Annotated in this window: 11 protein-coding genes; 9 read left to right on the top strand and 2 right to left on the bottom strand. The window is 61.0% G+C overall.

The features are described from left to right. Positions 1-512 precede the first annotated feature (512 nt). On the top strand, positions 513-1,322 hold the full coding sequence (locus B5V00_RS04915) for a DUF547 domain-containing protein (RefSeq protein WP_085009649.1): 810 nt from the start codon (positions 513-515) through the stop codon (positions 1,320-1,322). Between the two features lie 34 nt (positions 1,323-1,356). On the opposite strand, the gene pcnB is transcribed toward B5V00_RS04915, so the two are convergent. Next, positions 1,357-2,625: a polynucleotide adenylyltransferase PcnB gene (pcnB, locus tag B5V00_RS04910; protein WP_085009648.1), complete on the bottom strand. Its 1,269-nt coding sequence runs from the start codon at positions 2,623-2,625 to the stop codon at positions 1,357-1,359. A 95-nt stretch (positions 2,626-2,720) separates the two neighbouring features. Here pcnB and miaA point away from each other — a divergent pair, with 95 nt between their 5' ends. The 8 genes from miaA (at position 2,721) to B5V00_RS04865 (ending at position 11,941) form a co-directional block, all read left to right on the top strand. Beyond that, positions 2,721-3,680, top strand: coding sequence for a tRNA (adenosine(37)-N6)-dimethylallyltransferase MiaA (miaA, locus tag B5V00_RS04905; RefSeq protein ID WP_085009647.1), 960 nt, complete (start codon positions 2,721-2,723; stop codon positions 3,678-3,680). Next, positions 3,677-4,987 carry a glycosyltransferase family protein gene (locus B5V00_RS04900; RefSeq protein WP_085009646.1) on the top strand — a complete coding sequence of 437 codons (1,311 nt, stop codon included), beginning with the start codon at positions 3,677-3,679 and terminating at the stop codon, positions 4,985-4,987. Before miaA ends, B5V00_RS04900 begins: the two co-directional genes overlap by 4 nt. Next, positions 4,984-5,355, top strand: coding sequence for a PilZ domain-containing protein (locus tag B5V00_RS04895; protein WP_085009645.1), 372 nt, complete (start codon positions 4,984-4,986; stop codon positions 5,353-5,355). The genes B5V00_RS04900 and B5V00_RS04895 overlap by 4 nt, the downstream gene beginning before the upstream one ends. A gap of 448 nt (positions 5,356-5,803) precedes the next feature. Further along, positions 5,804-7,114, top strand: a complete 1,311-nt coding sequence (locus tag B5V00_RS04885; protein WP_245803909.1) for a M23 family metallopeptidase — start codon at positions 5,804-5,806, stop codon at positions 7,112-7,114. A 75-nt stretch (positions 7,115-7,189) separates the two neighbouring features. Beyond that, positions 7,190-7,657, top strand: coding sequence for a hypothetical protein (locus tag B5V00_RS04880; RefSeq protein WP_085009643.1), 468 nt, complete (start codon positions 7,190-7,192; stop codon positions 7,655-7,657). A gap of 158 nt (positions 7,658-7,815) precedes the next feature. Then, on the top strand, positions 7,816-8,307 hold the full coding sequence (locus B5V00_RS04875) for a hypothetical protein (protein ID WP_085009642.1): 492 nt from the start codon (positions 7,816-7,818) through the stop codon (positions 8,305-8,307). Positions 8,308-8,611: 304 nt separating this feature from the next. Beyond that, positions 8,612-9,292, top strand: a complete 681-nt coding sequence (gene radC, locus B5V00_RS04870; protein WP_085009641.1) for a RadC family protein — start codon at positions 8,612-8,614, stop codon at positions 9,290-9,292. Between the two features lie 261 nt (positions 9,293-9,553). Beyond that, positions 9,554-11,941 carry a U32 family peptidase gene (locus tag B5V00_RS04865; protein WP_085009640.1) on the top strand — a complete coding sequence of 796 codons (2,388 nt, stop codon included), beginning with the start codon at positions 9,554-9,556 and terminating at the stop codon, positions 11,939-11,941. 81 nt (positions 11,942-12,022) lie between these two features. Here B5V00_RS04865 and B5V00_RS04860 read toward each other — a convergent pair whose 3' ends face one another. Further along, entirely contained in the window at positions 12,023-12,778 is a 756-nt protein-coding gene (locus B5V00_RS04860; RefSeq protein ID WP_085009639.1) for a hypothetical protein, read from the bottom strand. Positions 12,779-13,107 lie beyond the last annotated feature (329 nt).

The following is a 13,107-nucleotide window of genomic DNA, read 5'->3' as shown; positions in this document are numbered from 1 at the left end:
AATGAATAGCCGATACCGTCCGGCGGCGTCCCGGACGGTATCGGCTGAGATGGCACCATCCATGAAGAACCCAACGAATCTCAGCCCCCCCGCGCCATCCTCGACAGGGACACATCCCTGCTTCAGCAAGTTTTTTTCCACGGAGACTTTTTCGGGGGAGAGAATCTGCTATAGTGAAACCAAACGCAGCAACAAACAGGGAGGTAGATGACTTATGACCATCTCTGATCCACCGGGCATTCTGGCGTAGTGAAAAAAACTCAATATAAAAAAAGAACTTGGGATAACCAAGCTCATGAACCCTGAAAAGGGAAAACTGACGGCATTAATCGTCAGTCAAATCAAAAAAGCCCCGGCATCGCGTCCGGGGCTTTTTCATGAAAAACACCTCAAGGGCCATCCAGGCCACTTTTGACCTGATCCGCAAGTGATATGATGTAACAACAGCCTGCGTTCTTCATCGAAGCGCAGGCCGACCGATCAGATATTCCCTCTTGCCGTCAGGAGCGCCCATGATTCGCTGCATCCTCAGCCTGTTGCTGATTCTGCTGCTGCCGAGTCCCTCGCCGGCCGCCGGTTTCGACTTCTCCCCCTACGCCGAAATGCTGAACAATTACCTGAGCATCAATCGCCAGATCCACAACATTCCGGTCAATACCATCGACTACGCACGCATGGACCTGGAACAATCCGCCAAGGGATCGACATGGAGAAAAATGCTCGCCGACCTGGCCCGTTTCGACCCGACATCCATCGCCGATCGCAATCAACGCATGGCCTTCTGGATCAACGTCTACAATATCGCCGCCATCAAGACCATTCTCGACCACTGGCCGGTGGATTCAATCCGTTCGTCGAAAATCCATTGGTTTGGATATCCCTGGAAACAGGAGATCATTCTGGTCGGCGGCCGGGAGTATTCCCTTTATCAGATCGAATTCGAGCAACTTGTCGAAGGTTTCAGGGATCTGCGTGTTCATCTCGGCATCAACTGCGCTTCAGCCTCCTGCGTCGACCTGCTGCCGGAACCCTTCAGCGGGGAGAAACTTGACGACCAGCTGCGGTATCAGGGGGAACGCCTGGCCATGCAGCGGAAAAAGGGGCTTGCCATCAACCGTGAAACCGGCGTGGTGAAGGTCTCGAAGGTCTTCGATTTTGACAAGGAGCATTTCGACCGCTGGGCCGGAGGAGCTGTCAACTTCCTGCTCCCCTACACCTCAACCGAGGACAGGGCCTTTCTGCAGGACGGCGAATTCGAACTGGAATACCTCGATTACGACTGGACTGTAAATGACAGCGGACAGGCAGCCCCGCGGCCATGAGGAGTGGTGTCTTCGACCCGCACCAATGGGGAGGTCAGGATTGCGAGGGGGAAGAAGCCGGCTTCCTCCGCCGCCGACGGCGTCGCGGTCGTTTACGGGGAGCCTCCTTCGGCGTCTCGGTGAGTGACTGTCGCCAGGCCGACAACAGTTCAACATCCCCCTGACCGGCCTCGCAACAGAGCTGGTAGAACGCCAGCGCGGCGGCGAAACTCGGATGCCGCACGAAACGCTGCTGCCCGCGACGGCCGGGGCCGCGTTGCAGCCGGTAACAGCCGACCAGCAGCTCGGCGGCCTGGTGCCGGATGCCGCTGGCGATATGGAAATGGAGACAATGGGGGATAAGCAGCTTGGCGGCCCGCCCCAGAACCTCACCGATGGGAAGGTCGCCGGCGGCAACCAGTCCGGCGGAAAAGATTTCGTAATAGAGAGCAGCCAGCACCAGCGACTCGGTCACCGGTTGTCCGGCGGCGGTACGACGGTCAATGGCGTCGAGCAGGGCCAGGGTTCCCGGCCCGGCCTGGTAACCGGGGATGATGTATTCGAGCAGGCCCAGCCCCTGGGCATTGGCGAAAACGTGTCCGGCGACCTTGTGCCGAAACAATTCCATCAACTCTTCACGCAGTCGCGCCGGGGCCGCCTCGGCAATCAGAGCCGACCGCAGGTAGATCGCCTCCCGGGCCGTTTCATCAAGGCTGAAGCCGAGTCGGGCGACAAATTCCAGCGCCCGCAGCATGCGCACCGGATCCTCGGCAAAACGTACCAGCGGATCACCGATCACCCGCAGCCGCTGGTCACGAAGATCCCGCAGACCGCCGACATGATCGATGATGCTGAAATCCTCGATGTCATAGAACAGGGCGTTGATGGTGAAGTCGCGGCGAAAGGCATCCTGGCGCGGGGTCCCGAACAGGTTCTCGGCATAAAAGGGGTTGAGGGAAGGATCTTCGGGACGATCCTCTTCGGTCGCCTGGCGCCTGAAGGTTGCCACCTCGATCAGGGAACCGCCGGCGAAACGGATATGTGCCAGGCGAAAGCGCCTGCCAACCAGGAAACAGTTGCGGAACAGCTTCTTCACCTGGTTGGGGGTGGCGTCGGTGCCAACGTCGAAATCCTTCGGGGTCCGACCGAGCAGCAGGTCGCGCACCCCACCGCCGACCAGGTAGGCCTTGTAACCGTGCCGGCGCAGGCGATAAAGCACCTTGAGGGAATTCTCGTCAATCTGCTTACGGGAGATGGTGTGCTCGGCGCGGGGCAGGATGACCGGTTCGGTCGGGATCTCGGCTGTCGGTTGTTCAGTGTCCATGGTTTCCTTCACTGCGCTTCTTGTACCAGATTGCGGAACCAAAGAAAACCCCCGGACAATTGAATTCAGCGGACAAACCGGCTAAAGTCGGGCGCATGTCCGAAAAACAACACTCTTCACCGCCCCCCTGCCGCTTGCTGACCCTGCTCGGCGCGACCGCCGGCGGCAAAACCCGCGTCGCCGTGCAGGTGGCCGAAACCTTAGGCGGTGAAATTATCTCCGCCGACTCGCGCCAGGTGTTTCGCGGCATGGATCTCGGCACCGGCAAGGATCTCGACGAATACGGCAAGGTTCCCCATCACCTGATCGACATCCGCGACGCCGGCGAAGAGTTCAGCGTTTTCGATTTTCAGCGCGAATTCCTGCAGGCCCATAAGCGGATCAGCGCCCGCGGCAGGCTGCCGCTGCTGGTCGGCGGCACCGGACTCTACCTTGACGCGGTTCTCAAGGGTTACCGGCTGGTCGAGGTGCCCTCCGACCCGGAACTGCGCCGCGAGCTGGCCGGTCTCGACGACGCGCAATTGCGACAGCGACTGCTTGAACTGAAACCTGAACAGCATAACCGCACCGACCTCGACGACCGGGAACGACTGCTGCGCGCCATTGAAATCGCCGCCGGTGAGGCGACAGCGGACGCACCACCGCCCTGGCCGGATCTGCAGCCGCTGGTTTTCGGTCTCCGCTGGGAACGTTCCGAGCTCCGCAGGCGCATCCGGCAACGCCTGCAGCAGCGGCTCGCAGAGGGAATGCTCGACGAAGTCCAACGCCTGCATCAGGCCGGGGTCAGCTGGGAGAGGCTCGACTATTACGGACTTGAGTACCGTTTCCTCGCCCGCCACCTGCGTGGCGAACTGAGCCGCAACGACATGGTTCAGCAGCTCGCCGGCGCCATCAGCCGCTTCGCCAAGCGCCAGGAAACCTGGTTCCGGCGGATGGAGAGACAAGGGATCGTCATCCACTGGCTGGAGGGCGCCGACAGCCCCGCCGAAGCCCTGCTCGAACAGCTGAAAAAAGACGGCTGGCGGTGCGAAGCGGGCGTCCTGGTCCGATCATGAGGCGTCGGCTGGCCAACTATCGGCGCCGGCTGCTCGACGGCCCCTGGCAACTCCAGGGCTGTACGGCAGGAGACTTTGCCGGCGCCGTTGTCATCCCCGCCTGCGGCGAACGGCAAAGCCTGCCGCTGACCCTCGCCGCCCTGGCCGCCAACCCGGTCGAGGATTTGCGGCGCTGGCTGGTGGTGGTTGTCGTCAACCAGCCGCCACAGGCAGCACCGTCCCTTCTCGCCGAGAACCTGCAGACCCTGGCCTGGCTCGAAGCGGGCGGCGCACCGTCATCGCTGCGCCTGGCGTGGGTCGATGCCGCCCGCCCCGGGCAGATGCTGCCGGAGAAGGACGCCGGTGTCGGCCTGGCACGCAAGCTGGGCTGCGACCTGGCCCTGCCGCGACTGCGGCCGGACGGTTCCGGACTGCTCGCCTGGCTCGATGCCGACACCCTGGTCGACAACAACTACCTGGCCGCCCTGGAAACCCATTTTGCCACTCACGCACAGGGAGGGACAACCCTTCCCTTCGCCCATCAACCGGCCGACTCGCCGGCAACCCGGCAGGCCATCGACCGCTACGAACTCTACCTGCGGCACTATGTCTACGGTCTGCATCTGGCCGGTTCACCCTACGCCTATCACAGTATCGGCAGCACCATCGCCTGTCGGGCCGCCGCCTACCTGGCCATCGGCGGCATGAACCGACGCCGGGCGGGTGAGGACTTCTATTTTCTGCAGCAACTGGCCAAAACCTGCGGTGTCCACCCCCTCGCCGGAACCCTGGTCAGGCCGTCGGCCCGCCGTTCGCAACGGGTCCCCTTCGGTACCGGTGAGAAGGTTGCCCGGCTGGCTGCGGGGGAAGCCGCCGTAAGCTTTTACCCGGCGGAGAATTTCCGTATTCTGAAAACCTGGCTGCAGATCGTCAGTCGACATTCCGCGGCCGACGCCTCCGAGCTGCTTGACCGGATCGCAATCCGCTCCGACTCCGCCGCCGAATTTCTGCGCGATGCCGGTTTCCCTGATCTCTGGCCGAAACTGGTCGCCCGCAACCGTTCCCCGGAAAGACTGCTGCGCGCCTTTCACGGCTGGTTCGACGCCCTGAAAACCCTGCGCCTGATCCGCCATCTCGGCAGTTTTTCTGCAGATGATGAAACAAGCGGCCTGGTCGCCGAACTGATCACCTGGGGGAATGGATCGGCCCCGCGGGAGATCGAACGCCAGCTGGCACTGTTGCAGCGGCTGCAGGGTGTTGTTTCGGGGGGGACGAGGGAGCAATCATGTGCTATGCTTTGCTCAGTTGCGAACAGGGAGAGAATATGACCGAGCGGAAAGCCGATGCGCCGCCGGTGCAGGCTGATTTGCGCCGCACCCTGCGGGCGCCGTTGCTGGTACGCAAAGTAAGGCTGGAAGACGCGCGTGAGGTCTTTTTCGGTTACAGCAAAAACCTCAGCCGCGGCGGCATGTTCATCGCCACGGTCAATCCCCTGGAGCCCGGCAGTCGCGTGATCGTCGATATTCCCCTGCCGCCGCCGCATAAAGACTCGGTACGCTGTGAATGCGAGGTGGTCTGGAAGCGTCCCTACCGTCCAGACAACCGCTATGACCCCGGCATGGGGCTGAAATTCATCGATATTTCCGAAGCTGCCGCCGACATCATCAACAACTGGGTCCGGGAAGCGGAGAGTTAGTACCCTGTAACTCATAGGATTTCGTAATATTGCGTCGGGATTTTCCGTGTCGACAAGGCGCGCTTTCCGCTACATAGCCGTAGCTATGAAGCGGTGAAGCGCAACGCAGCTGACGCGGAAAATAACCAGCAAGATGCGAAAGATTATGGGTTACATGGTACTAGGAAGCTGTCGGACGATCCGGGCTGAAGCGAAAATTCGAGCGTTTGAGCACAGATTTCGGCTCAATTGCCGCCTCATAGCAGTGGCTATGGGGCAAAATGGAGCTGGGATATGGGCCGAACGCGCGGATTTGCAGCCAGACCATGGATAGTCCGACAGCCTCCGAGGATCCATCAGCTGCGAATTCGCACAGTGGCAAAACCATTCCCCGGCGCTATACTGGCTGCCGTTACCGTCCTGACACCCGTTCTCGGGTGACATCCTATGCCTGTAAGGAGATTTTCTGTTGCGCACCCCTAGTGTTGTTCTGCTGTTCGTCCTGCTTATCGCCCTGGTTGCCGGCGGCGTCTACTATTTTCGCGACACCGATGGTCCGGAAATTTCCCTGACTCCGGCATCCGGTCCGGTTTCAAGCCGTAAACCCCTGCAGTTGACGCTGACCGACCAGGCTTCGGGACTGAAACAGGTCGACGTGCTGCTGGTTCAGGGTAGCAAGCAGATTGCCCTCTACAGCCAGGAATTGCCGCCGGGGAGTTATCAGCACCGGCAACAGCTGTCTCTGGCGGGGATCAAGCTGAACAACGGTCCGCTGGAAATCCGCGTCACCGCCGGAGACCGCTCGATTTACCATTTCGGCCAGGGCAACACCGGCAACCGCAGCTTCATCCTCGAATTCGACAGCAAACCACCGCGGATCTCGGTCCTCAGCCGCAGCCATAATCTCAATCAGGGCGGCAGCGGCCTGATCATCTACAAGGTCAACGAAACGGTCACCCGCACCGGAGTCCAGCTCGACGATCGCTTTTTCCCGGCGTACCAGCAGGAAGACGGCAGCTATGCCTGCCTGTTCGCCGCTCCCTACGACCTGAGTCCGAAAAAACTGGTGCCGCGCCTGATCGCCGAAGACCTGGCCGGCAACCGGCGACGCAGCGGTTTCTACCACCACATTAATGCCCGCGCATTGCACAAGGCAAAAATCAATATCAGCAACCGTTTTCTCGAAGCCAAAATGCCCGATTTCCAGCAGTACTTCCCGGAAACCACTGATCTGCTGCAGATCTTCATTCGCGTCAACCGTGAACTGCGGCAGCAGAACCGGGCCCGTCTGCAGGAATTCGTCGCCCAGACAGAACCGAAGCCGCTCTGGGAAGGGGCCTTCCTGCGTCCCAAAGGGACCAATCGCGAACCCTTTGCCACGGCCCGCACCTACTACCACAACGGTAAGAAAATCGACCGCCAGGTCCATCTCGGAGTCGACATCGCCTCGGTCGCCCGGGGGCCGGTAGTCGCCGCCAACAGCGGTCGGGTGGTGCTGGCCGAGGAGTTCGGCATTTACGGCCAATGCATTATCATCGACCACGGTCTCGGGCTGATGAGCCTCTACGGCCACCTCAGCAATATCGAAGTTGCCGCCGGCGACCTGGTGAAAAAAGGCCAGGAGATCGCCCGCACCGGCGCCACCGGCCTGGCCGGCGGCGATCATCTCCATTTCGGCCTGATCCTCAACGGCCTGCCGGTCAACCCGGTGGAATGGTGGGACCGCAACTGGGTGCGCAACAACATCGACAGCAAATTAAAACTCATCGCGGAACCCTGACCTGAGCCAAAACACCCCGCCTGATGGTCATGGCCCGCGAAACAGATCGTTCACTTTCGTCAGGGAGTCACCGACATGCGTTTTCTGTTCATGATCCTGTTTCTGACAGCCGCCCCGGCTTTCGCCGCCCAGCAGTCGCAGCACCTTGGCGCCCTGAGTACGGACCGGGGCATGGTTGAGTTTCAGAAAGTCATCGAACGCAAATGCACCGTCTGCCATTCTCGCGAGCGGATCGACAACGCCCTGATCCGGCGCGCTGATCTTGCTGGCATCCTGGAACGCATGACCCGACAGGGAGCGACCCTTTCGGCGGCCGAAAAAGAGATTCTGACCGCCTACTGGGGCGATGACCAGTTTGCCGAAGTCAACCGGATCATCAATACCCGCTGCACCGGCTGTCACAGCCGGCAACGCATCGACCAGGCGCTGGCCGCCGGCCGGGACCTGAACGAGATCCAGCAGAAGATGATCCGCTTCGGAGCCAGGCTTTCTCCCAAGGAACAGAGTGTTCTCGGTATTTTTCGCGGCAGCGGGATGAAATAGAGCCGACAGAGAAACTCACCGCAATCCGTCAGGAGGGATCGGTCAAAAACCGATCCCTTTTTCTTATGAATCCTTTATAATTCCACCATTCCTTGCCCTCCTCCCTCCTTCAGGCATACTTGAAGTAACCCACCCACAGCCAGGAAAGGAGGTTGCCCATGCCCCAGGAGATGAAAATCCAGGAAGCCCTTCGTCTGATTATCAGGACCAAGAAGACTCTTTACGATTTCTACCTGCTGGCCGCCGAACGGGTCACCAACCCCCTTGGCCGCAAGGTCTTTCAGCGCCTGGCTGAAGAGGTCCACGGCAATCTCGGCCGTTTCTTCCACCTCTACAACGGTCATGACCTGGGAGATTTCGATCAGTTCATGGCGTTGCCGCCCTCTCCGGACGCGGCCCTGATCAAGGAGTTGACGGCCCATCCCGATATCCATGAACGCCGCGCCCAGGAGCTGGCATTGAGCGAAGAAGAGGATATCGAACGGATGCTGCGAATGACGGCCGCCCGCGTTATCGACCCGGCGGCCCGCCAGACGCTTGAACGCGCCGCGCATGAAACCCGCCAGCACTGCGCCCTGATCGAATCGGAATATGCCCACACCATGGGCATGGTGCACGAAACCGATATCGACATCTATGTCCGGGAATAGGCAACACCCAGATCCACCGGCAATTTCGGGATTCGGCTGTCGTTACGGGTGAATCTGCTTTGTTGCCGTCACCGTTTCGGTACTCGACGTAGCGCGGCTACGTCTGCGCCCGAAACGGCGCGGCGCCGCGCATCTCCACCCGTTCCGCCACCCTCGGTCCACAAAACAGCCGGTGGATCTGGGAACGGGATACTCCTTGACGCCAAGTCGCAAGGTGCTAGAATCGGCGCCGACAGTGGATCTGACAGGGAGTTGAAAAAGATACGTTCTGCAGGATTTCATCAGCCTGCCGAGGAGGGCATGGATGCGCTCTATCAAGGACTGGCCCGAGGATGAGCGGCCGCGAGAGAAACTGCTGCAACAGGGCGCGGAACGACTGAGCGACGCCGAACTGCTGGCATTGGTGCTTCGCACCGGTGACGCCGCCAGCGGCACCAGCGCGCTGGACCAGGCCCGCAGCCTGCTGTCACGTTTCGGCAGCCTGCGGGAGCTGGCCGCGGCCGGCAGCCGGGAGTTGCAGCAGCAGAAAGGCATCGGGCCGGCCAAGACCGCCGAACTGCTTGGCGTTTTTGAGCTGGCCCGACGTTTTGCCGCCGCGCCGCTGAGGCCCGGGGAACGTTACAGCTGCTCCCGGGATGTCTACCGGCATTACCACGAGCGGTTGCGCGACCGGAAGAAAGAGGTTTTTCTGACCCTGTTGCTCGACGCCAAGAACCGGGTGATCCGCGAAGTGCAGATTTCCGAAGGCAGCCTGACCGCCAGCATTGTCCATCCACGTGAAGTCTTTGCCCCGGTGGTGCGGGAATCGGCGGCAGCTGTCCTGTTTATCCACAACCACCCGTCCGGTGACCCAACTCCGAGCCGCGAGGATATCGACCTCACCACCCGCCTGCGGCAGGCCGGGGAATTGATGGGGGTGCGGGTGCTGGATCACATCATCATCGGCAATGGCGACTATATCAGCTTCGCCGACCGCGGTCTGTAGGCGCTTGCCCCGGCCGGACCTGGCGTGCTACCTTGACTCAAACGAAACCGGGCGGGAACGTCCGGTTTTTTCGTCACTAAAAGCTTGCCGCCAAGAAAAACTTTTTTAACGGAGAGTCGCTGAGAGGGAGAGGATGCAGAGAAAATCAAAGGCAATTTATCGGTTTTAAAACCCTAAAGACTTTCTCTCCGTCCCTGCTCCTCTCCGCCTCTCCGTTAAATTTGCCTGTGAACTTCTTGGCGGCCCAGAATCAGGCCTTCCATGACCCATCGAAAGTCACCCTCTCCGACCAAACCCGAACTGCTCGCCCCGGCCGGCAGCCTCGAAGCCTTTTTCGCCGCCGCCGAAGCCGGTGCCGATGCCGTCTACTGCGGGCTCAAGGCCTTTTCAGCACGCGCCAAGGCAAAGAACTTCAGCGTCGCCGATCTGGAAAAGATGTCCGCTGCCCAGCACGCGGCCGGCCGCAGACTTTACGTCACCCTCAACACCCTGGTCAAGGAGCGGGAACTGCCTGAACTGGTCGACACCCTGGCCACTCTCGACCAGATCGGGGTCGACGGACTGATCCTGCAGGATCTCGCGGTCTGGAAGCTGGCCCGCGAACACTTTCCCCAGCTGGAACTGCACGCTTCGACACAGATGACCGTCCATAACGCCGCCGGGGTGAAAATGCTCGAACGGATGGGCTTCACCCGCGGGGTGCTGGCACGGGAACTGACCCTCGACGAAATCACCGCGATCCGCCGGCAAACCCATCTTGAGCTGGAGCACTTCATTCACGGCGCGCTTTGCTTCTCCTTCTCCGGCCAGTGCTATTTTTCATCCTTTCTCGGCGGCCAGAGCGGCAACCGCGGCCGCTGCACCCAACCCTGCCGACGCCGCTACCGCCAACGCGGCAAGGACGGCTATTTCTTCTCACCCAACGATCTCTCGGCCATCGACCTGCTGCCGGAGCTGATCGCCGCCGGCATCTGCTCGCTGAAAATCGAGGGGCGGATGAAGAGCGCCGAGTACGTTCACAACGTGGTCAGCGCCTACCGCATGGTTCTCGACGCCGACCGCAAACACCGTCAGGACGTTCTCAAGGAAGCCAAGCAGCTGCTCAAGGATGCCTTCGGCCGACCGCCGACCAGAGGTTTTCTCGCCGGGCCGACTCCGGTTGACATCGTCTCGCCCAACCTGCGCGGCGCCACCGGCCGCTGGCTGGGGAACATTTCCCAGGTCCGTGGTCGCCAGATCGGCTTCAAAACCCGCGACCTGCTGCAAGCCGGAGACCGGTTGCGCATCCAACCGGCCAGCGACCGCCCCGGAACCGCGTTCACCGTCCGCACCCTGCAGCTCGGCAGACGACCGGTCAAACAGGCGGCAGCCGGCAGCCAGGTCACTGTCCCGACCCCCTTTGCCGACCGTTTTCAGGTCGGCGACGCGGTTTTCAAGGTCTCCTCCCGCCAGGCCTTCACCCTCAGTGAGACCGCCTGCCGCAAACGACTGGAGCGGATTTCCACCGAGCCGACAGCGCTCAACCTGCGGATCCTGATGCCGGACAACCACAGCCTGCAGCTGACCGCCGAGCTGGCCGGAATCGAACATACCGCGCGTTTCGCGGTCGAGACCTTCCCGGCGAAGGACAACCCCCTCAACCGGGAAACTCTGCGGGCCGCTTTTTCCCAGGCCGGCAACAACGGGTTTCGGCTTGAACAGTTGACCTGCCGCAAGCTGCCGCCGGTGGTGATCCCGCCCAGCCGGTTGAAACAGATCCGCCGGGAATTCTATGCCCAGCTGGCGCAACAGCTTTCCTGTCGGCGGCAGAACCACGACAGTTCCGCCCGGCAGCGGGCCCGCCGGTCCCTGCTCGCCTGCGGGGAACCGGCAGGACAGGAACGGCGGACAACCCTCGGCCTCGGCAACGCCCGGGATCTGCAGATTCTGGCCCGTGACGGCATCGACCGGGTGCTGCTGCCTCTCTCCGCCGGCAACATTCAGGGCGTGCAGCAGGCCGGCCGCTGGGGGCGCCAGACGGAACGTATCGTCTGGGATCTCCCCTTCATCCTTCCTGACGACCAGTGGCAACAGACCGGGGAGCTGATCAGAACCCTGTACGAACAGGGGTTCCGCCGCTTCCGCCTCGGCAACCTCGGACACTTTCCACTCTTCGACGATTATCCTGAAGCCGAACTCGAAGGCAGCTACCGACTCTTCATTCTCAACAGCCAGGCAGCCCTGGCCTGGCGGGACCTCGGCCTGAGCGGGGGCATGGCCTACATCGAGGACGACCGCGACAACCTGGCCGACCTCTTCACCCGCCCGACCGGTCTGCCCCTCGACCTGACCGTCTACGCCAGCGTCCCCCTGCTGACCAGTCGCATCCCGCTCAAGAACCTGCAGAAAGAGGGCGGCATCTCCTCCGACCGCGGCGACCGCTTCCGCGTCCAGCAGCGCTCCGGAGTCAGCATTCTCAGCAGTGAAACGGACTTTTCCCTGCTCGACCGCCAGCAGGACCTGGCGGCTCTCGGGGTCCGGCGTCTGACCGTTGATCTGAGTCACCTCGGCGCCTTCTCCCCCCGCGGCAAGCAGGTTCTGAATGCCCTGCAGAAGGAAAGCCCGCTGCCGAATACTTCGGTTTTCAATTTTGATTTCGGAATGGAATGAACCGGGACACGGCCGTCCCGAAGATTGTGAACTCTTCAATGCGAAGCTACGGGCGGGAGCCCCCCTTCCGCCCGCGGCGGCTCAGTTTTCCTCGTCCCTCTTTCGCCCGGGCAAAGCCGGCAGAACAGCCAGGTCATCACCGCGCCTTGACGGACGCGTGCCGGCTCCGGCGGGATATTCCACCACCCGTCCCTCGCGGTCGATGACCGTCTCATCCTCCAGCAGCACCATGCCGGTCTGTTCCAGCATCTCCATGCGGTACTTGTGCAGCAGGTCGAGACGCCGGCAGCGCAGCCGGTAGCTGAGGACCATCCATACCAGGCTTACCAGGGCCGCCACCCCGAGAACCACGGCCAGCAGGATAAAGAGATAGTTTGCCGCCTGCGCCCCGGCGTCGGCAACATAGCCGACAATCGCATCCAGCTTGTAGATAATGCCGCCGGCCAGCACCAGCAGCAGCAACGCCACCAGGAAGGGAACCTGGCGCAGGCTGCGCATCACCTCGTCAAAACGATTCGGCTGTCGTTCCGCGTCGGACACCGTTCCCGCCGCGGGAAAGGTCTCGTCCCGGGCGAACAGGTAGCGGTTGAAGCCGTAGACAATCACCCCCAGCAGAAAGGTGATGGCAACCGGGGTGATGAACGAGGCAAGGATGTAGGCCTTCCAGGGGAAAACCATCTGCCCGCGACTCAGGTAACTGATCCAGCAGACAAAGAAGATGAAGCCCTCGACCACCGCCATCAGCAGCAGGTAACCGGACAGAATTTTTTTCAGCTCATTGCGACTGTAGAGTCCGGCAACACCGTGAACTGATCGTTTGATTGCTTGCTTTTCCATGCGCTATCCTTCCCCCGGCCACGGGTCCCCCCCCCTGCATGGCCTTGACCTAAGTTACCCGCTCCTGCCCGGTCACGCAAGAGGCTGACAAAATGACGCTGTTTCAGAAAGAAACCTGAAGAAAAAATAATTTTTATTATTTGCCGAACGGAACCTCAAACCACAGGTCTGTCTGCCAACATTTTGATTTAAAACGTTTTTATAGCTTAAGGAGGGGGTTGACGGCATCGCGGGCAGGCCTTACCTTGGCGCCACATAGACATGATTCAAAGAAGGATGTCATGCTTTACCTGAAACGCATCGCCCGAAAAATTTTCCAACGCAGCAGA

Origin of the sequence: Geothermobacter hydrogeniphilus (assembly GCF_002093115.1) — a bacterium.
GTDB classification, from domain to species: domain Bacteria; phylum Desulfobacterota; class Desulfuromonadia; order Desulfuromonadales; family Geothermobacteraceae; genus Geothermobacter_A; species Geothermobacter_A hydrogeniphilus.
The sequence above is the reverse complement of the archived record's forward strand: the minus strand, read 5'-3'. Positions and strand labels throughout refer to the sequence as shown.

Excerpts from the sequence above, each read along its gene's own strand:
- B5V00_RS04860 (WP_085009639.1), bottom strand. The coding sequence starts at position 12,778 with ATGGAAAAGCAAGCAATCAAACGATCAGTTCACGGTGTTGCCGGACTC.
- B5V00_RS04900 (WP_085009646.1), top strand. The coding sequence starts at position 3,677 with ATGAGGCGTCGGCTGGCCAACTATCGGCGCCGGCTGCTCGACGGCCCC.
- radC (WP_085009641.1), top strand. The coding sequence starts at position 8,612 with ATGCGCTCTATCAAGGACTGGCCCGAGGATGAGCGGCCGCGAGAGAAA.
- pcnB (WP_085009648.1), bottom strand. The coding sequence starts at position 2,625 with ATGGACACTGAACAACCGACAGCCGAGATCCCGACCGAACCGGTCATC.
- miaA (WP_085009647.1), top strand. The coding sequence starts at position 2,721 with ATGTCCGAAAAACAACACTCTTCACCGCCCCCCTGCCGCTTGCTGACC.
- B5V00_RS04915 (WP_085009649.1), top strand. The coding sequence starts at position 513 with ATGATTCGCTGCATCCTCAGCCTGTTGCTGATTCTGCTGCTGCCGAGT.
- B5V00_RS04895 (WP_085009645.1), top strand. The coding sequence starts at position 4,984 with ATGACCGAGCGGAAAGCCGATGCGCCGCCGGTGCAGGCTGATTTGCGC.
- B5V00_RS04865 (WP_085009640.1), top strand. The coding sequence starts at position 9,554 with ATGACCCATCGAAAGTCACCCTCTCCGACCAAACCCGAACTGCTCGCC.
- B5V00_RS04880 (WP_085009643.1), top strand. The coding sequence starts at position 7,190 with ATGCGTTTTCTGTTCATGATCCTGTTTCTGACAGCCGCCCCGGCTTTC.
- B5V00_RS04875 (WP_085009642.1), top strand. The coding sequence starts at position 7,816 with ATGCCCCAGGAGATGAAAATCCAGGAAGCCCTTCGTCTGATTATCAGG.